Here is a 24,050-nt window from a genome sequence, read left to right as displayed (position 1 = left end):
AAAATACCCCAGCTTCTTGCAGGCTATTCTTCTATATTTTACTTCGACCATTCAAATGGCTTAGTACAAGGATCACACTCAAATTTCAAAACCTTACCTAAACTTTGTGCTTTTCTACCTTTTTTTACGAACACATAAGCCAGATCTAAATATTCTTCCACTTCCTTTCCACTTTCATCCCTTCCTTTTAATATGACAGAATAGTATTTTCCATCGCTATCTTTTTTATAAAACACTTCATTAACAGTAACTTTTTTAGGTGTTTCATTATCACAGCAACTGCACCACAAAATCACAATTGGTTCTTTTTTAAGGTATACGACTGCCGCTTCTGCTTGCTTCTGTGTTAAAGCCTGAAGTTGATCTGCTCGCGAAAAAAAAGCAGTACATAACAATACAAAAAGTAAAATGGTCTTTTTCATATGGATTAATTTTATGGAATTCGATAAGCAAATACTATGCCTTTTGACATATTAACGAGGGAATAATACGGAAATTGCTAGTATATTTAACCCGATATTTATTAATAAATAACTTCAATTTTTAGCTAACCGACGAGCTCCTTATTAGTAAGCTCATTGTTTTCCAGAGGATTTTCAGTAGTCAATAACATACTTTAGAGACGAACAATGATAATTTCCTATCTCAAATTATTATCACATACACCTACTCAGGTATTTTTTCTGTTAAAATTTCATTATCGGCCATGTCATAATACGTGCATGTCATGGAATGCAGCGAAACAGTCCATTTTTTCACACCGGTCTCCGCACAATGTTTGCAAAAAGTGAAGTAATCAGTCTCCCCTTTTTGGTGTATCTTTAAATAATCCCTAAATTTTAATGGATCAAAGACTGCCTTAACTTCTAAGTTCTCATACAAGGGTTTTGAAACGGTCTTAAATTCATTTTCACCGATATACTCGGTGTGACTATCTCTTACCCAAGTGTCGAATGCTATTACACCTAAATTTTTTATTTCTTGAATATAGTTAGGAAAGTCTGCTCCGGATTTAACTTTGCTATGCGCTTCCTCGATCTGCTCTATTGTAAACATCTTATTTGTATATTATTTTCTGTTATTATTGTTCATGTATATTAAAATTCATAATTTGAAGTTATAAACTACTTTTTCAAAGGGCCTATGTCTTTGTAAGTGTTGATAAGCAGTCCCGTGGGAGTTGCTTTAGAGCTTACAAATGCAAATTCGCGCGCGGTTATACCGTCTCCTAACAATCGTTTACCCTGACCAAGCAAAACAGGATAGGTAATCAATACAACCTCATCAACAAGTCCGGAATCTAACAATTTTGATGTTAACGTGGAGCTTCCGACAATAATCAGATCAGGTCCAGCTGTTGCCTTAAGCGCTGTAATTTCCTGTAGCACATCCGTGCCCAAGCCTTCCACCGGACCCCAGCTTAAACTCTTTGGGCTGTGTGTTGCAATATATTTAGTAGCCACATTGATCGCATTGGCCATTGGAAAATCTCCAGCATTGGGCCAAAATTCACTGAATATGTCATAGGTAGTACGTCCAAGGAGAAGGTCAAAATTTGGTCCATATGCTTCAAAAAGAAGTGCTGCACCAGCTGGGCTACGATATGCAGTCGTCCACGCCCCATATTCATAATCGCCGTCATGTTCAATCACACCATCAAGCGAAATATGTTCAAAAATTCGAATCTTTCTCATGTCTTTTCAATTTGGTCAATGATTAATCAAAATTAACGTATACGAGTTACGCGATCAGGGTGTATTTGCGACAATACAAGGGGGCCTTTAGCCATTCCTTTTGTATTTTTCCATAAGAAACTGATCAGTTGTCTATAACAACCTACTTACAAACTCTTTATCCAATTCTTCATGATATTTAACACCTCAGGAGAAATCGTTTCTTCAATAGTAACATATTCACTCACTAGACCTGTTTTTGCATGCTGAAACAGGTGATTCAATCCGGGCATCGCAATCACTTTAAAATTTTTATTTCCTGCTTTGGTAAGCAACGTTTTAAAACCAGAAAGGTTTTCCTGAGCCGATACCTGCACATCTTTTTCGCCGTTCAAAGCTAAGACAGGTATCTTAATTTTTGTTAAAGTGGTTGCTGGATCATATTTCAAAAAAGAACGCATCCAGGGCAGAAAGAATCTTGCTGCAAATTCATCAATATTATTATAAGCCTGCGGTCCGGTATAACCAAGCTTAGCCAGGAATGGCTCAGGCTGGCTATTGAGCCATGCTTTCATTTTCTTTGCAAATATTGGCTTGAGTTCCTCATTGTCTGAATAAGTCGCAGAAAGATCAAATAACATATTCAACAGACTGTCAAATCTACTAACCTCTTCCGTATTTAATCCGAGCTGTTCATAATTATTCTTTAACTGCATCGCCATTAATTCCCGGCCTTTAATACCTACTCCTGCCAAACTAACGATAAAGGCTACATCTTTAGACTGCACAGCTGCCATAGGGCCAATAATACCACCTTCGCTATGTCCTATAAGGCCTATTTTTTTGCTATCAATCCCCTGATGTGCCTTCAAGAATTCCATACCGACCAGCACGTCTCCCGCAAAATCCAATGATGTCGCATTCATCACCTCACCTGTCGTTTCTCCAACACCGCGATCATCAACACGTAATACAGCAATACCATTTCTACTCAGATAATCAGCAATGACCCAAAAAGGTTTATGTCCAAACAAAGTTTCATCGCGATCTTGCTGCCCAGATCCTGTAATTAAAATTACAGCGGGTACTTGCTTATTCGTATCAGGTAAAGTCAGAGTAGCACCGTATTGAATTGATTTATCGGTATTGTAGTAAATAACTTTTTCTTCCTTGTAAGGGAAAGGAGCCTTGGGCATCTGTGGCCGCTTAATCTCAAATTCCTTTTCAACTCTTTTTAAAACCAATGGTAGTGCGCCTCCTTGCTTCCACTCGCCAACCAATTCAGTTCTACCTGATTTAAATGCACCATAGAAACCTCCGCCTATTTGAGCTGAAAAAGCAGTCACACTGTCATTTGTGACCTTTAACTCAGAAACCTTCAATCCCATAGCACCTTGATCTGGGCTATCAAAAACGGCAACGTACTGATTTGTTAAGCTATCTTTCGATATCCTTAGAAATATACGGATATTTTCTATTTTGCCCTCCCATACTGTTTTAGAGGGTAGATCTTGTGCTGCCAATTGATTTATAAAGCACGTAGCTGTTAAGAAAGTGAGAAGTAATTTTAATTTCATAAAGTGGGTGATTGGTATTATAATCAAATATAATTATTTAATTTAAGGGATACTGTCTTTATAATAGCCAATTTATGTCTCGGTATTTATTATGTCTGTAGACTTAGACGGATAAGTATCCCATAGGACACGATTAAAATAAAAGATTGCTAAAGCATTTCCTTGTGTTCCATAAGATAAGCTAATGCTTCTTTAACTGCCTGTTGGCTACTTTTGGGATTAAATCCTAATTCATTTCTTGCTTTGGAAATATCAAAATCTTGCTGCAATCCAGAGAACATGGCGATTTCTTTAGTTGTAATTAAGGGAGGTCTTCCACTTAGCTTTGCTGCAAACTGCATCAATCCGGCAATACCATATAGTATGAACTTCGGGACAGAAACGGGAATACGCAGGTTAAGTTCGGGATAGAGCTTTTGTGCAAGTTTTGTCGTTTCGGTAATGCTCATGCATCTTTCATTAGTGAGGATATACCGTTCTCCAGACCTACCTTTCTCTGCAGCCAGATAACAACCTTCGGCGACATCTTTTACATCGACCCAATTGAGTGCGATATGGGTATCTACAGGAATCCGTTTTTTTAAGATTAACGTCAATACAGCATAGGATACATTCAGCGGAAGTAGGGCTTCGCTCCCTATCATCGCTCCAGGCATAACGGAAACCAATTCAATTCCTAACTCCTTTGCCAGCTTGAAAGCAAGCTTTTCGCCGTCATTTTTAGAGTTGTAATAGGCATCTCTCCGGTCGGGATTGTAACCGTTACTTTCTTTTGTTGGCGTATGGGTATAGTTCAAAGCAGCTATGGAACTTACATACACAATTTTCGAAACACCTGCGTCTGCAGCAGCTTCGATGGTATTGCGGGTCCCCTGCAAATTTACATCGTAGATATCTTTCTGTGGATCTTTAGCCCATAGTTTAAATGCGGCCCCCACGGCATAGAAAGTATCAACACCTTGCAATGCGTTTTTAAATGATTGCTTGTCTGTAATATCTGCCTGCACGACTTCACAATCCAGATCGTTGAAGTAATCTAGATTTCTAATATTACGGACGGACGCTCTAACGCGAAAACCTTTACTTATTAATAATCTTACTAAGTTGTTTCCCAAATGCCCGTTTGCTCCGGATACCAATACCAAATCTTTAGTTTTCATGTTCATTGATTTTAAATGATAAAGCAAAGTTCTGCCTTATTCATTTTAAACCACTTCACAAATGTTACTTAATGATCTTTTTACGGATTCGGCTCAAACTTTTAGGATTCATTCCTAAAAAAGAAGCGATATATTGCATCGGAACGTGATGAAGTATTTCTGGTTGTTCGTTCATTAGTTTTAAATACCGTTGCTCTGCCGTTAGTGTTGCCAACTCCCTGGATCTTTTTTCATTGTACGATAACGATTGCTGAAACACATAGATGCTAAAGTCTTTGAATGATGGTGTCTGTTGTATTAAAAGATCCAGATCAGATCTGGTAATACGCAAAAGCTCGCATTCGGTGATGCATTCAAGATTTTCGTCTGATCGCGTCTGATTGCTAAAATTTATATAGGACGTGATAAACCCAGGAGGACAGTTGATATGAGTCGTCACTTCATCACCCTTTTCATTATAGTGAAACAAACGTACAAAGCCTGATACCACAAAATATAGATAAGCCGGAACCTTCCCTTGCTCTTCGATGATCTGATTTTTAGGATAAAAAACAGGTTCCATAAAACGCCGGCATAATTCTTTTTCCTGATCGGAAAGGATAACATGCTTGGTGATAAGATCAATAAACTTTGCGTGCATGGATTGAAATTTAATAATGATCTGTTTTTTTACGGAAATAGTTTTTACAAGAGAATTGTTTTACTAAGCTATTAATAAGCCAACAGGTTTTCCAATACTTTTTCAGATAACCTTATTTTCGCCTCAGCTGTAAAACCCGCAAATTTATCAGAACTGATAACCCGGTTCTTTTTAGACAATTCGTCAGCATATGGAGCCATTCCATCTGCATCAAAAATTGCATAAGAAGATTCATCAGTAAGCAACCATTGACTAAAAGCTACTTTATCAAAGGTCAATCCTAATGATGTATTGATCAATATTGAATTCTTTTTCTTGATACTAAACTCGGACTCTCCAAGAAGAATTGTATTTTTAGGAAGATGGGTCGTGACAACATCACAAATAGCAAGAAGCTTATGCAGCGGTAAATAAGTAATTCCTTTTTGTTCGGCTTCTGTTTTTCTATTTCTGTTATAATAAAACACTTTCATTCCAAAATGTCCAGCCATTGTTGCGACCATACTCCCGAGGGTTCCCAAACCTATAATACCTATACTTTTCCCCTTCAATTCGGTTGAGTCAGCTTTCCATTGGTATTTTCCTAATCCCTGAAATAAATAGATCAATTGAGCAAAGATAAATTCGGCAGCTCCTTCATCTCCGTAATCCCTTACACCTTTAACCGTTATTCCTAGTTTTCGCGCAGCTGCTATATCAACATTTGCAGCACTCTCATCATACAAACTGCAACAAAGTCCAATAAATTTCAAGGACGGACAAGCTTCTAAAATTTCAGCAGAAATAATTGTCTTCCAACTTAGAAGAATACAATCACTATCACCAATTCTTTGAATAATTTCCTCTTTAGAAACGGGTGTATTATTAAATATGATGATGGACGACTTCGACAATTCGGCTATCTTTTGTACAATAGATTCTTGAATGCCACAATCATCTATAATCGTAATTTGATTAAATTTCATTCATCAAATATAGCGAAATAATACACCAGCAAATTCTTTTAAACAGAATTGTGCAAAAGAGACAGATACTTTGCTTTTGCCTAGGTTTCTCGTACAACCGATCTTCTTAAGACTAACGGCGGCTGAAATAATATCCACGCACCTTGTTTCCCCGGACTATTTTGCGAAACAGCACCAATCGTCTTTGATTGAATCTGCCAAAGTGATGCAACAGCACCAATAGAAGCACCGGAATACTGATCCAGCACAATACACCGAAGACGATCTTCAAAGCCGCCAGCATGGCATTGAGCTGCGAGGCCGGATACATCGCTATCCCATTAGAAAAATCACCGATATCCATATACAGTGCACTGTCATACAGACTCTGCCATTGCCCTTGATAGGAAGCCCAATTTAAAATAGCGGCGCCAAGTGCTGTTGCTACAAATGTTCTGACTATGATCAAAACCCCTACAATACCGAGAAGCTCATCCATATTCAGACCAGAACCGGCATAAAACCAGATTCCAATATAGAGTATTCCCATCCCTAGCCCCTTTAAGAACATCGGAAAATAAAGATATTCCATATTCATCTGTGGCTGTATGAGCAGATACATCATTAGGCAATGAATAAAGAACACCAGAAATCCCGAAGCAATAAAATACTTCAGTAACCATTTATGCTTAAAACTGATATACCCATATATACCTGCCAATATGATTCCAGGAATCATCCATAGATTCAGCTCCGAATTTAAGAGATTATTGTAGCCGAGTGCTCCTACAGTATATTGCGACAGCAAAGTAGAAGTTGCCAGATATATCCCCAACAGCAACAGCAGCAACATACTGTACCAGATGTTGACTCTTGCGGTAAACAGTTCAAATTTGACTAATTTACGTTTTGCTCCCTTTTGCCTATAAATTACGATTGCTATAAGTAGTAGACATAGCAGAATAGACACTATAATATAAGGAGAATTAAACCATCCCTGTTGCTTCATAAAGGTAAGTGCAAAATCCAAACTCAAGGCTGCAATAGCGAGTAAACCTAAAGAAAGCCAATCAATCTGTGATAAGGGCATCCGAAAGGAGAACCGTTGATTGTGCTGAAAGATCAATGAAAGCGCCGCAATGACCAGCATAACCGCAGACATCAGAAAATAGGGTGCCTGCCAGCTTCCGTCAAACACGACGTCGGCCATGAGGTAAGCTGATAACTGAGACAGACAGATCGAAAGCGGATAAAACATCGCGTAGAATTTGCCGCGATCTCCAGTAGGCGTCAGGATGACCATCATGACCAATAAAAGCTCTATAAAAGGAAAAGTTTTAAAAAAACCAATAAAGAAACCTGCAATAATAACGACCAAAGGATTGTCAGTCGTACCAATACAGTACGATAACAGTGCAAGAACTATCGAACAGAACACAATGATTTCCTTAGAGCGGAAACGCATTTTCACCCGCAGACTAAAGATAATAGCTACTCCCATTCCGATTGTAGTAGCATTACTTGCCATCGCCATATATTCCGTATAGGTCGCAAGCGCCCCTGAGATATCGGTAATACTATTGCTGTAAACGCTATTGATACTGAGTACCGGGATCAGAAAAATAAAAATGAGCAATAACATGAGCGGTTTGGGCACCCAAGCTGCAAACAATCCTTTATTATACATTATCTTAAAGTAACCTCCACATTCATTCCTGCACGCAACAGTTTTAAGTCCTCGGTTTTATTTTCCGAAGTAAATTCTATTCTTACAGGTATTCTTTGCTGTACCTTTACAAAATTACCGGTGGAGTTATCCAAAGGTACTGCCGCATACCGCGCGCCTGTCGCGCCTGAGATCGCCGTGATTTTCCCGACAAAGTGCTTTCCCCCCAGAGCATCTACCTGAATGGTCGCCAATCCTCCGATCATAACATTTTCCATCTGCTTCTCCCGATAATTGGCCGTGATCCAGATGTTATTACTGTCGACGATAGTTGCTACCTGCTGACTTGGACTCAACAGCTGTCCAATATTGATCGTCCTTCTCCCCATGATACCATCATGAGGCGCTGTGATCACGGTATATGATAAATTCAGTTTGGCCATATTTAATGCATTTTCAGCACGTTTGATCTCTGCATCGTTCATTCCTAAACGGGACTGTACCTCGGTAACCGTAAGTACCGAAGTACCTTGCGCATTGGCTACAGCTTGGTATTGCGAAGATACCGCCTCTAGAGCAGCACTACTCGCTTCATATTCCGTTTTCACCTGGTCGAACTGTTGACGGGTTACCGCCTCGTCCTTCAAAAGGTTTTTATAACGGTTAAAATTCTGTTCCGCATTCCACAATCTTGCTTTTGCCGAAGCAATGTTGGCCTGAGCGGCATCGCTGTTAGATTGTGCTGTACCGATATTATTAGTTGCTGTTCTGACCGAATTAGCCGTAACATGCTTAGATGCAAGTGCCGACAAATAGGCTGCTTCCGCCTGCCCCAGTTGAGTCTGAATCTCACTATCATCCAATATAAGCAAAGTATCTCCCTTTTTTACGTACTGATGCTCGATAAAACGAATATCTTTGATATAGGCCGATACCCGGGTATTGATCGGGTTAATATACGATTCGACCTGTGCTGCATTGGTAAAACGGTTATTACCGATATTGAAATAGGCGTGGATTACCCAATAGAGTCCTGCCAATACCAATAATAGCACCAACATACTGACGATCGTTCCTCTGTTCTTTTTTTTAGGCATTCTCTGTTTTACTTTACTTGATTTAACACCTGTATTTTCTACCGAATCTGTTCCTTGATTCTGATCCTGATTTTGTGACATATTTTTTATCTACTTCGATGGAGTTAGTTTCCAGTTCTTACATTTTCCCGCTTTCTTTCAATAATTTGTAATACGCAAACACGATATTGATTTCCGAGTTGGTGTACTGCAGTTCAGCATCCAACTTCGCATTGCTTGCATCGATCATATCAAGCAGAATGGCCAGCTGGTTATTGTATTTACTTTCCATGATTCTGTAATTCTCCTCTGTCAGATCTTTATTTTTTGCCAATGTTGAGTTCTGGCTACGTGTTTCATTATATTTTATGTAGGCGGCATTAACCGCAACTTCGATCATTTTTTCTGTTTCATTTTCCTGCGCTTTAGCTTTCTCTAATTCATATCTGTTAGCCTGTATCTTTTTAGAAGATTTGTAGAGCGAACTGATATCATAGCTTAATGACAAACCTACATTCCAACCATTTGAGTACATATCCAGGGCGGGTGATGTAGTCGTAATTGGTCTTTGCAATTTATTACCTGCAAAAGCGGCTAAAGTGGGCATACGTTCGGTCTTTGTTATCTTCGTTGCTGTTTCGGATAGTTCAACACCCTTTTTACTCATGAGAACTGAGGGGTGCTGATCAATATCGTTTTGATAGAACGCTAAAGGAGATGCTTCCAAATTGGTTTGCAATAGCTTTTCATCTGCCAGGAGCTGTATTCCTTCAGGAAGACCCAAGGCAACCAATAGCTGTTTATTCAAGATCTGCACATTATTCTCGATCACCTGTAAAGCCAGGTTTAGATTGGAGATCTGCAGTTCACCACGGATCACATCATTTCGAGTGACCATACCTTCTTTATAAAACCGGCTGATATTCTGTAAACGTTGCTCGGCCAATTGAATATTTTTACGGTATACGGAAGCCTGGTTTTGTAGCTTATACAAGTCCAAATAGTAGCCCAAGGCTAGCAACTTGATATTCTGCTCGTTAAACTGATAATTCAGGGTTGCGAGATCTTCTTGTAGCGATTTGGCTTGGATAGTATGTTTCACCATACCACCCTTCCAGATTAACTGAGTCGCTTCCAAGGCATAGTTATTGCCAAAATGTGGCATCTTGACCGTCGTCGAATTGGAAAAATCTTTATCAAGTAGGACACCGTCACCGATATAAAGAGCGCTGGCGCTTAGATTAAGATCAGGAAGCTGTAAATTTTTAGCGACCTCTACGTTCTGTTTTGCTATTTTTATACCTGCTTTGGAAACTGATAAAGTTGGATTGTTTTCCAGAACCAAAGAAAAGAGTTCTTCAACGCTGAGCTTTTTTTGAGTAGCTTCCTGAGCAAATAGTAAGGAGTCTGAAAAAAGCAATCCGATTACCAAAAACAGATAACTGAATGGTTTTATTTTCATTGTGTGCGATACATTTTAGAATTTCACAGCACAAAAGTCGTAAAAAACAACCCTAACAAAAAGGTTGAAAGCGGGGCAAAAGAAGTCCAAATAGTATCAAAACAAGGTAACCTCGTGTTTATTCCGGTAATTTTTGGGACTTAATCCCGTATGCTTTTTAAAAAATTTACCAAAAGCATACTGATCTGAGAAGTTTAATTCCTCGGCAATCCTTGTAATGGTATCCTTTGAACTGAACAGTAAAGTTTTAGCCTCATTGAGTAAGGCTGTAGCAATAAATACAGAAGGTGCTATATCGGTAATTTCCTTGACACAAATCGATAGATACTTGATCGAGATATTGAGTTTTTTGGCATAAAAATCTAACTCCTTTTCCGTTTTATAATAATCTGTAGCCAATTCAAGAAACTGCAAGGTGATTTCCTCTTTTCGTGCATTTCGTTTTCGGTCAAATTGAAGCTGGATTTCTAATGAATCCATCAATTTATAGGTTATGGTGGAAAATATGGAGAGGATGATCTGTTCGTGAAAGAAAGATTGTCTATTCTCCATATCAGTCTGATAAATCATAAGTTCCACCAAACCGGTTAACTGGTCAAAAATCACTTTATCTGGATTGAAGATATTTTGATTTTTCTCCGCATTGATGATCCGGTACACATCGTACCGGCTAAAGTTAAAATGAATCTTTTCCCTGATAGTCTCCCGATTATAGATCAGCATGTATATTTTAAGGTCATCGGTATAATGGCTCAATTTATAGCTGTTATGCGAGGATATCAGTAAAACGTGATCCTCCACATAAGAAACAGATTGGTTATTGATCTCCAAATGAATGGATCCACTTCTGATAAAAATCATGCTAAAATTAGCGGGTCTCAGGATATGGCCCATTTTAGCATTTTCAAAAAAGTCTTTTTCATTTAGTATTCTTATCAATGACATCAGCAAACTCTTTAAGTACTAAGGGACAAACTAAGATAAAATTATTTTATATGCAATATTATCTTTTGACGCTGTCTATCGAATGACCCGTTTACTTTCCATTACATGTACGTTGCAGAAACCGTAATTTTTAGCTATTTCATATGATCAGCATCAGTCACACAGAACTATGATTTACCCAATTATTATTGTACTTTTAAATAGATCAATCCATTATGAAGAATAACACCAAGATCACCAATACGAGTATAGAATCGGCAGGTTTACCAAAAGACGCCAAACATGTTATGGCAGAATATATCTGGAATGGATTTGATGCTAAGGCTACAGAAGTCTCTATCGACATCGAAAGTAATACCCTCGGATTTATAACAAGTATCTGCATTCGTGATAATGGAGAAGGAATTCCCAGGGAAACACTGAACCTTTCATTTGGAAATTTTTTAGATTCACTCAAGAAAAATAACTTAAAACGGAGCTCCTATACGCGTGGAAAAAAGGGAAAAGGCCGTTTTTCTTTCTCACTCTTTGCCACACGAGCAACTTGGAATACCACTGTTAAGACAGATGATGAGCTGATTTCCTATAGCATACGAATAGATCGTGACGCTAAAGAACAGTATGATATCGGGGATATCAAATCAGCGGCTAAACCTGAGGGAACTGGTACAACTGTCAAACTGGAAGGTATCTTTGGACTAACAGCTACTACACTGGAGTCTGAAGAATTTACAGATTTTCTTGCGCAGGAATTTGGTTGGTATCTGCTTCTCAACCGGGATTGGGGGTACCGCATCCTCCTCAATGGGACTGCACTTCATTATCATAACCTGATACAGGAGACCGACAGTACAATATTCACTCTTTATAGTATAGCGGAAAACTCGTACAGCTTCCGTGTAAACTATATCCGATGGAAAGAACAGATCGGAGACCGTTACTATTACTATTTTTTAAACAGCAACAAAACTGAAGTAGCAAAACTGCTCAGTAGTTTTAATAATAATGCGATCGACTTCCACCACTCGATATATATAGAATCTGACTTCTTTGATCAATTCGAGCAAGCTGATATCGCGATTTCTTCGGAAAGCAATCTCTTCAGTGAAAAAGAACAGCAGGTTATTTATCGTAAATTACTGGCTGAATTACGTGATTTTCTGGAGCGTAAACAGAAAAAATATATTCGCGAGCAGGCCGTCACAGTCAAACTTGAAGAACTGGAGAAGAAAAACCTACTGCCGCATTATAGTTCGTCGGATATCGATGTAAACCGAAAAAGGATTTTACTATCTCTGATTCAGGAACTGTATATTGCCGATCCACGTGCCTTTGTTGGCATCAAAGCTGACCTCATACGTACTTATCTCGGTCTTCTGGACCTGCTCTTGCAAACAGACCGTAAACAGGATATAGTACCACTTTTTGAAAATGCTATTGCGCTTTCGGAAAAAGAGCGTGATACGATCAGAAAGATACTGGAAAGGTAGATCTGCTTTATTCAATGGGTGAACTTAAAATTTAAGCATTTTCCGTATCCAAATCTGAAATTAAATTCATTTGGATGTTAGACAAGGCTGCTAAATAATTGAAAAATGCTTTTGACTTTCTGTATAATTGTCTTAAACATAAAAATATTTAAGACAATTATATTTCTATACGAACGATCATATTCAGTATCTATTGATATAACGATTCGCGTATTTGAAGAAGACTTTTTTCTAAATAAGTGGTATCCACTGATTTTGGGAATGAACTCTCGAAATACATTTCATCAATTTCACATTGTATCACTTCCACCTTTCTACATAATTCATCATATGTGCATCTGCCTGATTTTATTTCGAGCAATGCTTCACGATTAGGGCGCTTAAGAATGAGTTCTCCCTTTAATAACAAATCTCGCGCAACCTCCATCAGACGTATAGTATGCATCATATTTTTAGCATCATATCCTTGTCCATGTGCGACAGTTCCAGCATAACGCATAACATTACGCTTCTTTTCCCACTCCTTGTATGCCTTAAAATCTTTACAATATGAAGAATAGGCTTCATGATTAACAAAGAGCAATGCTAAGGTCTCCTCTCCTTTCGCAATGGAGCTCAAGGCAACTTCATGGCTATCTGCTTTTGCCATTATACCGCGATATAATCCTTGCTCATTCTTATCATAATATAATGCAAACACATTTTTACAATGATTCAATTTAATCAATCCGCAAAAGTGAGACTTTAACTTATGATCCTGTAACCATGATTCTACAGGATAACTTTTTCCGCTACTCATTATGTAAGCAAAATCTAATAAACTTTTCCGCGCTCCTGCATGTGGATTATTGATCTTTTTGTTCAAGCCTTTGGCTTTTTTCACCTGCTGCATCGCATATTGAACAAAACTGTCTATCAATCCCATATTAAGGAGTTTTTTAAATTGAAAATTTGCCATTAATGGATGGTTTATCAATATGGATGCTGAAGCACTAGCCAGTAGTTCCATTGCTCCTGGATTGTTTTTACTGAGTAATTCGACAAATCTGCCTAATTCATAATATACCTCATCATGACTATCGTTATTAATTTGAGCGATGTAGCTTAAACCATAGAATACATTTTTTGGTAAGTAAAACACGCCTTTAATATCTGTATCAGATGCCGCTGTATCTAAACCGTAAGCCCTGCTTCCTGTTATTGCTTTAAACAGAATCAGATTTTGATCATGCAGATCTTTAATTATCATCATCTTCTTTACGTATTAAGTCTATAAAATAACTATTGATCGGTTCTACTGAGATTTTTAAAGCAGGTATCGTCATAACAGTATCTTTAAGTTTTTTGAATGTATTTTTCATATAGATACACAGCTTCTCATCCGGAGAGAATATAAAATCTTCTCTAACTGATGCTTTTATCATAATAATCGACTCCAGACTTTTAATAAGATCGGATGGAAGCAATCGCATTAAATCTTTCATTTCCATTGGCGCATAAGATCTGTTTGTTTCAATCCATAGAGCTGATAAAAGACTTCTAGCAATGTAAAGAAAATCTTTCAGCGAGATGTTTGACTGATCAAGCCCTTCCATTTTCTTATGACATAAACCTAAATAATGGTGCATATGTGCACGCAAGTTAGGTGCATAATCAAGTAGTGTGATAAAATCATTTTTAAAAAAACTATAATCTCCATAACAAATTGGGGATTGCAACCATTCATATAATGTACAGTTACTTTTGTAAAGTAGCTTCAGTACTTTGCGAATATCCCAACCATAAATATCAAGATCACCAACAATTGGGTACTTAATATCCTCTTCTATAGAGAAGACCGATAGATAATCGGTCTTTCGTCTTTGATAGATAAACCGAATATCGTAGTCACTGTCTAAAGATGGAAAACCCCATGCACGACTTCCTGACTCACATGCATAAAGTATCTTTATATTTTCCTTAATTTCAATTTCTTGAATGATTCCGCATAAATAATGATGATCCATTTTCAATTTTATTTTCCACAAAGGAACATTCCTTTGTACTACATGACAAAGATGAGAGCTACCTACTGCAGCTTAACTGCGCAATAAAAATTAACAATATAAAAAGCTGAAAATCAAAACAATAAAATATTTAAGATCAAAATAAACCAAGTCGAATCGCAGTAGCTACGCAACTTGATTGCGCAGGAATATAAATCATTTATTCTCTATCAAGCTACTGTACAAGAAAAATTAGAGATAAAGTTCCAAACTATAGTTTAGAATACGGTTATTACCATAATTATGAGCAATTGTGAAATTGTTGCCAAACGCACTATTCACTTCATAATAAGTAAAAAGTTGCTACATTTGTCTCAGTGAAAAATTTTTCAATCTTATTGATATTATCAATTTATTTGTTTTCAACAACTGAACTGATTCAATTGTTGAAAATTCCTGTATTAATTTCTCATTGTATAGAACATAAAAATAACAACAGTAAACTGACGTTTGTACAATTCTTAAATGATCATTATAATATTCCTGTAAAAGATAATGACCGGGATACAGATGAAAAACTTCCTTTTGTAAAACATGTCAATTTTTTAAACATCACAGCAATTTCTTCTACCGTGTCATCGGAAGTACCATTAATGACATCAAGCATATTCTTTGAGAAAAAGCTGTTATTTTACCCTGATCAGTATTATTTAAATACTTATACCAGCCATATTTGGCAACCTCCAAAAATTTCTTAATTATTTTCATTTTTTTTATCCTTTATCTGTATTCATTTGTTGTTAGTTAAAACAGCATTTGGTTACGGTCTGGATTTCTTTAATAGCCTTTGCTGATCATGCAATTCGAGGTTATTAGGGAAACATTTCTATATTCTCATTAAATTGACGCTTAAAAAACAATAAAATGTCAAATGAACAAACGGCTATAAAAGCAACCTACTTTAGTATAATTGGAAATTTTTTACTGGCGCTCTTAAAATGGTTAGCTGGTTATTTTGGAAATTCATACGCGCTTATTGCAGATGCAATAGAATCTACAGCAGATATATTTTCCTCTTTTTTGGTTTTACTTGGATTAAAATATGCAAAGAGGCCGGCAGATGAGAACCATCCTTACGGACATGGTCGCATTGAACCACTTGTAACATTTGTCGTAGTGGGCTTTTTAATTATTTCAGCGACAATCATTGCTTACGAAAGCATTCAAAATATTCGCACCCCTCATGAGTTGCCCAAACCATGGACTTTATTCGTCCTATTGGCGATCATTATCTGGAAGGAAGTTTCTTTTAGGGTTGTCATTAAAAAAAGTAAAGAAACTGGAAGCTCTTCATTACGAGCCGACGCATGGCATCACCGAAGTGATGCGATCACTTCGGTAGCAGCCTTTATCGGCATATCAATCGCTCTGATTTTAGGAAAGGGCTATGAGAGTGCCGATGACTTTGCCGCGCTATTTGCTTCGGGATTTATACTTTACAACTGCTATCTTATCTTTCGTCCTGCCTTGGGAGAGATCATGGATGAAAACCTTTACGATGATTTAATCGCTGAGATACGTATCAACGCCGTAAAGGTAGATGGTATCTTGGGTACAGAGAAATGCTTTGTTCGTAAATTAGGCACAAAACATCTGGTTGATTTACATGCAATTGTAAGTGGTGACATCTCAGTAAAAGAGGGCCATCAATTAGCGCATAGGCTTCAGGACTATCTGCAAAAAAAAATACCCCAACTGGGAAACATTTTAATACATATTGAACCAGATTAACGCTGGCAGTCTGAAAAAAAATCCAAAGGTCCTAAGAATTCATTAAAAACTAGAAACAACTGGATTGAGCTACACGTAAATCAAAGATGATATGTAATATCTTAAAAGAAGATTTAAAGATTACCTACATTGGTGTCTTTTCACTACTTCCACCTTATTAACAGCAGATTAATAGATGGAAATCATTAATTTATAAAACTATTCATCTTGTTCCTATCCTATATTTTGATTCATTTAATATTCTTAAATTTAGGTCATGAAACTAAATAAAGCATTTCAACAAATTACAGAAGATTTCATCTCGCTACTTGATTCTTTAGATGAAAATCAACTGAATACGAAACATAAAGCTGAAGATTGGTCGCCTGGACAAATCGGCGATCATATATTGAAGTCTTATGCTTCAGCAGAAGTCATGAACGGGCGTACCGAATCGACTCATCGGAAACTAGATGAAAAGGTAACAACCATTAAAGATACATTTACGGACTTTACAATACGCATGAAATCTCCTCAAGCGATATTGCCTTCTGAAAAACGACTCGACAAACAGCGTTTACTACAAAATCTTCGTGATCGCATTGCCCAGATCGAAACCATAATTAAGGAGAAAAATCTTTCAGATACCTGTATCGATTTTGCCATCCCTGAATATGGTCCATTTACAGTTTTGGAGTGGGCTTGGTTCAATACCTATCATACACAGCGACATGTACATCAATTAAAAGATGTGATTCAATCAATTAAATCTTAAAATATGACTAATAAAGATCTCATTTTAGCTTATTTTAATTGCTATGAAATAGGTGCCCGGAATAGGCTACAAAGCCTGCTGGATGAAGATTTTCAATTCAGTAGTCCTCACGATCCAATGCTTACTAAAGAAGACTATTTCCGAAAGTGCTGGCCATTTCATAAAAAAGCAACTGCATATCACATCGATACCTTCCTGGAAGACAAAAACAGTATTTTTGTCATTTATACCTGCACGACTCATGATGAAAATAAGTTTGAAAATGCCGAATACTTTCAGATCGAAAATGCAAAAATAAAAAAGGTCAGGGTATTCTACGGAACGCTGAATTAGTTAATATTTCTATTAATTTCATCACCCATTACACTATTCGTTAGCCATACCCTCCTCGCTTAAAATCACCCGCTGATTTTAATCATTGTAAACATAATACTTTACCCTGTAGCATAAATAAATGCGCAGTACCATAAGCTTCCATAACTAGTTCTCCTGTCTCAGAAGATTTATAATAACACACGAGTATTAAAGGCACATATGTTAATGGAGCCGTTATTCCTATACCTCCTTTCCGCATCAGCTGATGATTAAACAATAATTTTCCTTTTTTGACTTAAGTCAAAGGTTAAGGTTTGCAATACTTGCAGCTTTGCACTGTAAATAATAATTAAAACAAAAAATTATGAGTGTAGCATTAGAAAATGGCATAACCAGTAATTTTTACAGGGCCATAACGCCGATTATAATATCGGTATTCGGAGTGTATCTTACCATAGGGATTGCATTGGGTGTACTGCCAAAATTTGTTCAGCAAACCTTAGGATTTGACAGTATCATCGTCGGCCTTGTTATTGGAATGCAATTCTTGTCGACTTTATTAACTCGGGCATATGCAGGGAAACTTACAGATACCAGAGGAGCTAAAAAAAGCCAAATGATCGGTGTAGTACTTGCAGTAATAGCTGGCATTACATATCTCCTATCAGTCACAATACAAAGTAATGTAATCTTTGCATTAGCCTTACTCTTACTTGCAAGAATCATTCATGGTGTAGGAGAAAGTTTCTTGGTTACAGGAGCGTTAACTTGGGGAATCGGACTTGTCGGAACATCAAATTCTGGAAAAGTAATGACTTGGAACGGAATAGCGATGTATGCAGGTATTGCAATTGGAGCACCTTTAAGTATTTGGATCAATAAAAGTTATGGCGGTTTCCCAGCGTTTATCATGATCATGCTCCTGCCCTTTGTCAGCTGGCTATCTACAGTAAAACTACCCGCAATAGCAGTTGACAAAGACCATGTCAGAACACCTTTTTACAAAGTAATCGGAGCTATATCCGGACAAGGATTAAGTCTCGCTTTTTCTTCAATGGCATTTGGCTGTATTGCTTCTTTCATCGCCTTGTTTTTTAGCGAAAAAAATTGGGGTGATGCCTCATTAGCTTTTATGGTCTTTGGGGCTTGTTACATCTTAACCAGAATTTTCTTTGCTTCTTCTCCTGATAAATATGGCGGTTATAAAATTGCATTGCTTTCACTTATTATTGAAGTGATTGGTCAAGTTTTGATCTGGACTTCCGTATCAAAAACGATTGCCATTATCGGATGTGGGATGACAGGGATTGGGTTTTCACTGGTTTTTCCAGCTCTAGGTGTTCTAGCTATCCAGAAAGTAAAGCCACAAATGAGGGGCACGGCTTTAGGTGCCTATGTAGCTTTTGTTGACCTTTCTTTGGGATTGGCAGGGCCTCTAGCAGGGTTAATAGCTGGCTGGTTCGATTACCAGACTGTCTATTTATTTGGAGGAATAAGTTGCATCCTCTCGATGATTACATTAATGATGAATAAAAAATAAGTATAACAATGGAAAATACATTAAAAATGTTTGGTAAAGATGCCAACGAAAGGGTTGAGAATGCTTTAAAGGAACTAAAATCTGGTAAAGGCGTTATCCTCTTAGACGATGAAGATAGAGAAAATGAAGGTGACCTTATTTTCTCGGCAGAAAACATGGATATTCAGGATATGGTGCAGATGATAAGACACTGTAGTGGTGTAGTCTGTCTGTGTCTTACAAATGAAAAGGCTGATGAACTCGATTTACCTTATATGGTCAATGCTAATTCCAGTCTCTTTCAGACTCCTTTTACAGTTTCGATTGATGCTCGGGAAGGTGCAACAACTGGTCTTTCGGCATCTGATAGAATTGCCGCTATTAAAGCGGCATGTGCTGAAAATGCGCAACCTGGAGATTTGGTTCGACCGGGGCATATCTTCCCATTGCGTGCTCACGATTATGGTGTCTTAGGAAGAAATGGTCACACTGAAGGCAGTATCGACCTCATGAAGCTTGCTGGTCTAAAACCAATGTCCGTATTATGTGAACTAATGGAAGATGATGGAACCATGTCGCGTCTGCCACAGATGATCGCCTTTGCTCTAGATCATCATCTAACGATATTATCCATCGCCGATATTATCGAATACCGAAAATTGCAGTTAGTAGCGAATGAATTATAAAGTCCTTTAGTCCATCAAAAAATCAGCATTAAATAATACCATGATGAGAAAAATACGTTTCGTATTTACGGTTAAACGCAAAGAATTCCTGACACCACATATGATTCGTGTGGTGTTTGGAATCAGTAATGAACAAGCGGTACTTTTAACGCATATAAAGTCCGGATCTAATAATAAAATTTTCATACCACCTGCCGATAGAAATGTCATTTATTTCCCTGAAAAAGAATCAGAAACAAGACCTGAATTGCTGGCATCAATAAGAACATACACCAATCGCAAAATTGATCTGAAGAAAAAGGAACTAACCATTGATTTTGTCGCCCACGGAGATAATGGACCTGCATCTGCATGGGCATTAAAAGCTAAACCGGGCGATGCTCTAGGTATCGGTATGAAAGAAAGTATGAAACCCTTAGTGCCCGAAGCCGATTCCTATCTACTTATAGGTGACGCAACAGCATTGCCCGTAATCAGTGCAATTTTAGAAAAATTAAAAACCGGGATTGATGTTAAGGTTATTTTGGAGGTATCTGCTAAAGAAGATCGAATAAATATTCCATCTTCGGCAAATGTAGATATTGACTGGCTGTACAACCCGCATCCTGAAAAAGGAAGCAAATTAGCGTCTACAGTAAAGACTTTTAAATTCGCAAAGGCAGACCTGCGTAATTATGTATATTTAGCCGCTGAATATGCTACTGTCAAAGAATTAAGAAACTATTTTAAAACTGACCTAGAGTGGGATCCACAGATGATATACAGCTGCAGCTATTGGAAGTCTGGTGAATCTGAAAGCGCATATCTTTAAAGATACAACACGCCAAATAAACAGCGCTACGATCGAGCTTTTATTGATAAATTTGTCTATCACTGATTTCAAATACATGCAAGAACTATTAGCTTCATATATTAAAAGTAAAATATCATTAACGGATAAAGATCTAGAGATCATTTTGTCCCATTTTAAGCCGATGAAGCTCAAAAAGAATGAACTCGTACTAACAAATGGGCAATCCAGTCAACGGACATTTTTTGTTACACAGGGATGTCTGCGCATTTTCTTTATCAATGAAGAAGGAACGGACTCCACCCGATATTTTGCTTTTGAGAATCAGTTTGCAACAGCATTAGTAAGTTTTATTACTTCCGAACCTTCAGAAGAATTTATTCAGGCTGTTGAAGATTCGGAAGTATATTACATCACACATAAAAGCTTTTATCATCTTCTGGATATCATACCCCTATGGGAAAAATTTTACCGTATATATCTTGAAATTGCTTACGTAACCAATACCAAAAGGTTAATGTCTTTTCTAATGCAAGACGCTTTGGAAAAATATCGGCAGCTCTTAGATGAAAATCCGATTATTGTCCGAAGATTGTCGAATAAGCTTGTCGCTTCCTATCTCAATATTTCCCAGGAGACGCTAAGTAGACTAAAATCAAAAATCTGATCTTCTTTTTTTGACTCAGGTCAATGTTTTAATATATGCTATTGACCAACTTTGTATCACTAATACAAAGACAATGAGCAACCAGGCCCGTACCTTCGAAATATTTTCAGGAATTATTCTTCAGAAGAATAAAATAGCTGAGCATACGTATCATATCAAAATTCAGAGTATGGATTTTTCGCGCATCCACTATATTTCGGGTTTTTCTATTGATATATTTTTATCCAATCCTTATTACAATCCACTGAGCGAAGTGCGAAGATATTCATTCTGGAATTATGAACCGGTCTATCATGTTGCAGACTTTGCCATTAATACCTTTTCCAATGGCAAGGGGGCACAATGGGTTCAAACCGTACAGGAAGGCGATACCATATTTTTTAAAGAACCGTCCAGTGAAATAAGTATGAATGACACAGCAGACCACTACTTTTTAATTGGGGATATTATTGCTTTATCTCATCTATATGAAATAAACAGAGCCTTATCGGTAAGTAAACAAGTAAGTAGTTTTATTTTTGCAGAACATCAAGCAGATATTTTTCCAGATCTCGATCATAGTTTTCCTTTAGAAACGCACATAATTGAATCATTAAATCCGCAGAAAATTATTGAATTGATTTCCCTTAATTTTCCTGAACATAAAACAAATACCATTGCTTACATACTTGGTGATTCTAAAACAGTATCCTATATTTATAATTATTTAAAAGATAATCCAATGTATGACATCAGTACGATTTACATCAAAAGCTTTTGGAACAAAAAAATCATTTAACATGTAATAAAGATGATTATAGCAGGTATAAAGAGAGATTTATCAAAATAACAAAATTACCCTACGAAGCTCTGCGACTAGAAGAATAGATTTGAATAGCGAAAGAACTACGATGGCAATGTTACGCGCATATTTAAATTAGATCACAATAAAACTAAAAAAAATCAAGTCAAAATAGCTTTCAAAAGAAAGTAAATAAGCTCAGATGCCACCAATCGACATTTTTTTGTATTTGGACAGAAAAATTAATCAGCTTGAAATGCAATGACTTAATGTTTTTGAGTAAAAAAAAAGTACATAAGTTTTGGAAATATAGATCATTTAAGTACTTTTGCATCACCGAAAGGGAAACGCGCTCATAGCTCAGCTGGATAGAGCATCGGTTTTCTAAACCGACGGTCTCAGGTTCGAATCCTGATGGGCGTACTTAAAATCCTCTTTACTTTTGTAAAGAGGATTTTTTGCTTTATGACTTTTTCACTTGAACATTTCTTTCGATCCACTTTTCAAATTTTTCAACAAAGGAGGTTAGAAAATCATGTGTAGAAGTATCTATAAGTTCTCCACTGGCATCAAACAACTTTGCGGCATGGCTGATATACGCTTCCGGCTGTTGTAAAGTAGGCATATTTAAGAATACCAAAGATTGGCGAAGATGATGATTGGCACCAAAAGCACCTAATCCTCCCGGGGTACAGCTTATAATGGCCGCAGGCTTTCCATCCCACACACTCTTTCCGTATGGTCTTGAACCTACATCCAGTGCATTCTTAAGTACTGCAGGAACCGATCGATTGTATTCGGGAGTAATAAATAATACAGCGTCATAAGGGTTGATTATTTCTCTAAAATTTTGCCAGGCTACAGGTACGTCTTTTTCTAAATCCTCATTGTACAATGGCAATTCTCCAATTTCAATGTCATCAAACTGTATACCGGCTATTTTAAATTGGCCAATAGCTCTTCCTATCTTTTTATTGAAAGATTCCTTTCTTAAACTTCCAACGATGAGTGCAACTTTAAATGGTTTCATAAATGATCATTTGTTTTTTTAATAACGTACAACAGTAGCTTTTGGTTTGCATATAATTCGCTGATTTGTCATGACACAACATGATTTCTAAGTTTAAAAATCATTACATTAGCGAACCATTAAACCAAATATTTTAAGCATTATGATGTCAGATATCTATAGAGAAAAATCACCTTTATCAGAGCAGGATTGTTTCGTAGTATTCGACCGCAGAAAATCATCTTTTACCTTTCCTGTACATATACATCCGGAGTATGAACTGAATTATGTAGAAGGAGCATCTGGAGCGCAACGGATCATTGGAGATTCCATTGAAACCATCGGTCACAAAGATTTAGTTCTTATTGCCAATCCGGAATTAAAACACGCATGGAAGGATGGGGAATGCACATCAACAGACATTCACGAAATCACCTTACAATTTCACCCCTCGCTGGTTGAACAGATCTTAGACAAAAAGCAATTTCAAAGCATACAGGAATTATTTAACAGGGCATCCAAAGGAGTTCACTTTGGCACCGCAACTATTGAGAAGGTGCTTCCCTTACTACGCATTTTGACCATGGAAAAAGATGGCTTTTACGCGGTAATGAAACTCTTTATCCTGCTATATGAATTATCCAAAGGAGAAGATCTCAGAGAACTTTCTAGTTCCACAAAAATGGGTATGACCCCAAATGAAATACTCCTACAAAGACTACAGAATTACATTTCTAACAATGTTAGTCACATGATTCGACTACCGGAAGCTGCCAATACGCTTAATATGAGTCGGTCTACATTTGCTAGATTTATAAAATGCCACACGGACATGAATTTCACAGATTACCTGCTCGATTTCCGAATTAATCTGGCCACACGAAAGCTAAAAGAACAAACATCCATCGCAGACGTTGTGAATCTCTGCGGATTTAATAGCATTTCCTATTTTTATAGAGTCTTTAAAAAAGCTAAAGGGGTTACACCCGCAGAATTTAGGGACAACTGTAAAAATCATCAGCTCATTATCTAACAACAACCTAGAAACATAGTTCTGATCATCAAACGATCATCTCCCACATTCCATTGCATACCTGATTCAAAATAGGGTTTATTATGA

The 24,050-nt window shown here is 37.2% G+C and carries 25 protein-coding genes and 1 tRNA gene; 12 read left to right on the top strand and 14 right to left on the bottom strand.

The features are described from left to right. Positions 1-38: 38 nt before the first annotated feature. The 11 genes from EDF66_RS23985 to EDF66_RS23935 all read right to left on the bottom strand — a co-directional run bounded on the left by EDF66_RS23985 (position 39) and on the right by EDF66_RS23935 (position 11,143). On the bottom strand, positions 39-422 hold the full coding sequence (locus tag EDF66_RS23985) for a hypothetical protein (protein ID WP_132845616.1): 384 nt from the start codon (positions 420-422) through the stop codon (positions 39-41). A 244-nt stretch (positions 423-666) separates the two neighbouring features. Continuing rightward, positions 667-1,056: a DUF1398 domain-containing protein gene (locus EDF66_RS23980; RefSeq protein WP_132845614.1), complete on the bottom strand. Its 390-nt coding sequence runs from the start codon at positions 1,054-1,056 to the stop codon at positions 667-669. A 68-nt stretch (positions 1,057-1,124) separates the two neighbouring features. Next, entirely contained in the window at positions 1,125-1,694 is a 570-nt protein-coding gene (locus EDF66_RS23975) for a dihydrofolate reductase family protein (protein ID WP_132845613.1), read from the bottom strand. A 146-nt stretch (positions 1,695-1,840) separates the two neighbouring features. Continuing rightward, positions 1,841-3,250 (bottom strand): alpha/beta hydrolase family protein, encoded by a 1,410-nt coding sequence (locus EDF66_RS23970; RefSeq protein ID WP_132845612.1) that lies wholly within the window; start codon positions 3,248-3,250, stop codon positions 1,841-1,843. Positions 3,251-3,399: 149 nt separating this feature from the next. Then, on the bottom strand, positions 3,400-4,410 hold the full coding sequence (locus tag EDF66_RS23965; RefSeq protein ID WP_132845610.1) for an NAD-dependent epimerase/dehydratase family protein: 1,011 nt from the start codon (positions 4,408-4,410) through the stop codon (positions 3,400-3,402). 64 nt (positions 4,411-4,474) lie between these two features. After that, the gene (locus tag EDF66_RS23960; protein ID WP_132845609.1) at positions 4,475-5,050 is read right to left on the bottom strand and encodes a Crp/Fnr family transcriptional regulator; all 576 of its coding nucleotides are present in this window, start codon (positions 5,048-5,050) and stop codon (positions 4,475-4,477) included. Between the two features lie 71 nt (positions 5,051-5,121). Then, entirely contained in the window at positions 5,122-6,015 is an 894-nt protein-coding gene (locus tag EDF66_RS23955; protein ID WP_132845607.1) for an NAD(P)-dependent oxidoreductase, read from the bottom strand. Positions 6,016-6,127: 112 nt separating this feature from the next. Next, entirely contained in the window at positions 6,128-7,681 is a 1,554-nt protein-coding gene (locus EDF66_RS23950; RefSeq protein ID WP_132845605.1) for a hypothetical protein, read from the bottom strand. After that, complete coding sequence (locus EDF66_RS23945; RefSeq protein ID WP_132845604.1) at positions 7,681-8,838, bottom strand: HlyD family secretion protein; 1,158 nt, start codon at positions 8,836-8,838, stop codon at positions 7,681-7,683. Before EDF66_RS23945 ends, EDF66_RS23950 begins: the two co-directional genes overlap by 1 nt. 37 nt (positions 8,839-8,875) lie before the next feature. Further along, positions 8,876-10,198, bottom strand: a complete 1,323-nt coding sequence (locus EDF66_RS23940) for a TolC family protein (protein WP_132845602.1) — start codon at positions 10,196-10,198, stop codon at positions 8,876-8,878. 96 nt (positions 10,199-10,294) lie between these two features. Further along, positions 10,295-11,143, bottom strand: a complete 849-nt coding sequence (locus tag EDF66_RS23935) for a helix-turn-helix domain-containing protein (protein WP_132771129.1) — start codon at positions 11,141-11,143, stop codon at positions 10,295-10,297. A gap of 215 nt (positions 11,144-11,358) precedes the next feature. Between EDF66_RS23935 and EDF66_RS23930 the strand changes: the two genes are divergently transcribed. Next, on the top strand, positions 11,359-12,633 hold the full coding sequence (locus EDF66_RS23930) for an ATP-binding protein (protein WP_132845600.1): 1,275 nt from the start codon (positions 11,359-11,361) through the stop codon (positions 12,631-12,633). Positions 12,634-12,823: 190 nt separating this feature from the next. On the opposite strand, the gene EDF66_RS23925 is transcribed toward EDF66_RS23930, so the two are convergent. Together EDF66_RS23925 and EDF66_RS23920 are read right to left on the bottom strand one after the other, a co-directional pair. Next, positions 12,824-13,885 carry a DNA polymerase beta superfamily protein gene (locus EDF66_RS23925; RefSeq protein ID WP_243656130.1) on the bottom strand — a complete coding sequence of 354 codons (1,062 nt, stop codon included), beginning with the start codon at positions 13,883-13,885 and terminating at the stop codon, positions 12,824-12,826. Continuing rightward, complete coding sequence (locus tag EDF66_RS23920; RefSeq protein WP_132845599.1) at positions 13,872-14,639, bottom strand: DNA polymerase beta superfamily protein; 768 nt, start codon at positions 14,637-14,639, stop codon at positions 13,872-13,874. The genes EDF66_RS23925 and EDF66_RS23920 overlap by 14 nt, the downstream gene beginning before the upstream one ends. 356 nt (positions 14,640-14,995) lie before the next feature. Between EDF66_RS23920 and EDF66_RS23915 the strand changes: the two genes are divergently transcribed. The 10 genes from EDF66_RS23915 (at position 14,996) to EDF66_RS23870 (ending at position 22,344) form a co-directional block, all read left to right on the top strand. Next, entirely contained in the window at positions 14,996-15,376 is a 381-nt protein-coding gene (locus EDF66_RS23915) for a hypothetical protein (protein ID WP_021189467.1), read from the top strand. A gap of 166 nt (positions 15,377-15,542) precedes the next feature. After that, the gene (locus EDF66_RS23910; protein ID WP_132845597.1) at positions 15,543-16,409 is read left to right on the top strand and encodes a cation diffusion facilitator family transporter; all 867 of its coding nucleotides are present in this window, start codon (positions 15,543-15,545) and stop codon (positions 16,407-16,409) included. 256 nt (positions 16,410-16,665) lie between these two features. Then, positions 16,666-17,163: a DinB family protein gene (locus EDF66_RS23905; RefSeq protein ID WP_132845595.1), complete on the top strand. Its 498-nt coding sequence runs from the start codon at positions 16,666-16,668 to the stop codon at positions 17,161-17,163. A gap of 3 nt (positions 17,164-17,166) precedes the next feature. Further along, entirely contained in the window at positions 17,167-17,496 is a 330-nt protein-coding gene (locus tag EDF66_RS23900; protein WP_132845594.1) for a hypothetical protein, read from the top strand. A 346-nt stretch (positions 17,497-17,842) separates the two neighbouring features. Beyond that, positions 17,843-19,018, top strand: coding sequence for an MFS transporter (locus tag EDF66_RS23895; protein WP_132845592.1), 1,176 nt, complete (start codon positions 17,843-17,845; stop codon positions 19,016-19,018). 8 nt (positions 19,019-19,026) lie between these two features. Further along, positions 19,027-19,683, top strand: coding sequence for a 3,4-dihydroxy-2-butanone-4-phosphate synthase (gene ribB / locus EDF66_RS23890; RefSeq protein ID WP_132845591.1), 657 nt, complete (start codon positions 19,027-19,029; stop codon positions 19,681-19,683). 40 nt (positions 19,684-19,723) lie between these two features. Further along, on the top strand, positions 19,724-20,494 hold the full coding sequence (locus EDF66_RS23885; RefSeq protein ID WP_132845590.1) for a siderophore-interacting protein: 771 nt from the start codon (positions 19,724-19,726) through the stop codon (positions 20,492-20,494). A gap of 76 nt (positions 20,495-20,570) precedes the next feature. Beyond that, positions 20,571-21,140, top strand: a complete 570-nt coding sequence (locus EDF66_RS23880) for a Crp/Fnr family transcriptional regulator (RefSeq protein ID WP_132771120.1) — start codon at positions 20,571-20,573, stop codon at positions 21,138-21,140. Positions 21,141-21,213: 73 nt separating this feature from the next. Continuing rightward, a complete protein-coding gene (locus tag EDF66_RS23875) occupies positions 21,214-21,918 on the top strand; it encodes a hypothetical protein (RefSeq protein WP_132845588.1) in 705 nt (234 codons plus the stop codon). Between the two features lie 352 nt (positions 21,919-22,270). Further along, positions 22,271-22,344 (top strand) — tRNA-Arg (locus EDF66_RS23870). A 40-nt stretch (positions 22,345-22,384) separates the two neighbouring features. On the opposite strand, the gene EDF66_RS23865 is transcribed toward EDF66_RS23870, so the two are convergent. Next, entirely contained in the window at positions 22,385-22,951 is a 567-nt protein-coding gene (locus EDF66_RS23865) for an NADPH-dependent FMN reductase (RefSeq protein WP_132845587.1), read from the bottom strand. Positions 22,952-23,093: 142 nt separating this feature from the next. Between EDF66_RS23865 and EDF66_RS23860 the strand changes: the two genes are divergently transcribed. Further along, the gene (locus tag EDF66_RS23860) at positions 23,094-23,963 is read left to right on the top strand and encodes an AraC family transcriptional regulator (protein WP_132845586.1); all 870 of its coding nucleotides are present in this window, start codon (positions 23,094-23,096) and stop codon (positions 23,961-23,963) included. Positions 23,964-24,050 lie beyond the last annotated feature (87 nt).

Source organism: Sphingobacterium sp. JUb20, assembly GCF_004342035.1.
GTDB lineage: Bacteria > Bacteroidota > Bacteroidia > Sphingobacteriales > Sphingobacteriaceae > Sphingobacterium > Sphingobacterium anhuiense.
The sequence above is the reverse complement of the archived record's forward strand: the minus strand, read 5'-3'. Positions and strand labels throughout refer to the sequence as shown.

Bases quoted from the DNA above. Each gene is read 5' to 3' on its own strand.
- EDF66_RS23930 (WP_132845600.1), top strand. From the start codon at position 11,359: ATGAAGAATAACACCAAGATCACCAATACGAGTATAGAATCGGCAGGT.
- EDF66_RS23880 (WP_132771120.1), top strand. From the start codon at position 20,571: ATGCAAGAACTATTAGCTTCATATATTAAAAGTAAAATATCATTAACG.
- EDF66_RS23875 (WP_132845588.1), top strand. From the start codon at position 21,214: ATGAGCAACCAGGCCCGTACCTTCGAAATATTTTCAGGAATTATTCTT.
- EDF66_RS23860 (WP_132845586.1), top strand. From the start codon at position 23,094: ATGATGTCAGATATCTATAGAGAAAAATCACCTTTATCAGAGCAGGAT.
- EDF66_RS23970 (WP_132845612.1), bottom strand. From the start codon at position 3,250: ATGAAATTAAAATTACTTCTCACTTTCTTAACAGCTACGTGCTTTATA.
- EDF66_RS23980 (WP_132845614.1), bottom strand. From the start codon at position 1,056: ATGTTTACAATAGAGCAGATCGAGGAAGCGCATAGCAAAGTTAAATCC.
- EDF66_RS23900 (WP_132845594.1), top strand. From the start codon at position 17,167: ATGACTAATAAAGATCTCATTTTAGCTTATTTTAATTGCTATGAAATA.
- EDF66_RS23960 (WP_132845609.1), bottom strand. From the start codon at position 5,050: ATGCACGCAAAGTTTATTGATCTTATCACCAAGCATGTTATCCTTTCC.
- EDF66_RS23885 (WP_132845590.1), top strand. From the start codon at position 19,724: ATGATGAGAAAAATACGTTTCGTATTTACGGTTAAACGCAAAGAATTC.
- EDF66_RS23950 (WP_132845605.1), bottom strand. From the start codon at position 7,681: ATGTATAATAAAGGATTGTTTGCAGCTTGGGTGCCCAAACCGCTCATG.
- EDF66_RS23910 (WP_132845597.1), top strand. From the start codon at position 15,543: ATGTCAAATGAACAAACGGCTATAAAAGCAACCTACTTTAGTATAATT.
- EDF66_RS23935 (WP_132771129.1), bottom strand. From the start codon at position 11,143: ATGTCATTGATAAGAATACTAAATGAAAAAGACTTTTTTGAAAATGCT.
- EDF66_RS23925 (WP_243656130.1), bottom strand. From the start codon at position 13,885: ATGATGATAATTAAAGATCTGCATGATCAAAATCTGATTCTGTTTAAA.
- EDF66_RS23965 (WP_132845610.1), bottom strand. From the start codon at position 4,410: ATGAAAACTAAAGATTTGGTATTGGTATCCGGAGCAAACGGGCATTTG.
- ribB (WP_132845591.1), top strand. From the start codon at position 19,027: ATGGAAAATACATTAAAAATGTTTGGTAAAGATGCCAACGAAAGGGTT.
- EDF66_RS23955 (WP_132845607.1), bottom strand. From the start codon at position 6,015: ATGAAATTTAATCAAATTACGATTATAGATGATTGTGGCATTCAAGAA.
- EDF66_RS23985 (WP_132845616.1), bottom strand. From the start codon at position 422: ATGAAAAAGACCATTTTACTTTTTGTATTGTTATGTACTGCTTTTTTT.
- EDF66_RS23895 (WP_132845592.1), top strand. From the start codon at position 17,843: ATGAGTGTAGCATTAGAAAATGGCATAACCAGTAATTTTTACAGGGCC.
- EDF66_RS23920 (WP_132845599.1), bottom strand. From the start codon at position 14,639: ATGGATCATCATTATTTATGCGGAATCATTCAAGAAATTGAAATTAAG.
- EDF66_RS23940 (WP_132845602.1), bottom strand. From the start codon at position 10,198: ATGAAAATAAAACCATTCAGTTATCTGTTTTTGGTAATCGGATTGCTT.
- EDF66_RS23865 (WP_132845587.1), bottom strand. From the start codon at position 22,951: ATGAAACCATTTAAAGTTGCACTCATCGTTGGAAGTTTAAGAAAGGAA.
- EDF66_RS23945 (WP_132845604.1), bottom strand. From the start codon at position 8,838: ATGTCACAAAATCAGGATCAGAATCAAGGAACAGATTCGGTAGAAAAT.
- EDF66_RS23905 (WP_132845595.1), top strand. From the start codon at position 16,666: ATGAAACTAAATAAAGCATTTCAACAAATTACAGAAGATTTCATCTCG.
- EDF66_RS23975 (WP_132845613.1), bottom strand. From the start codon at position 1,694: ATGAGAAAGATTCGAATTTTTGAACATATTTCGCTTGATGGTGTGATT.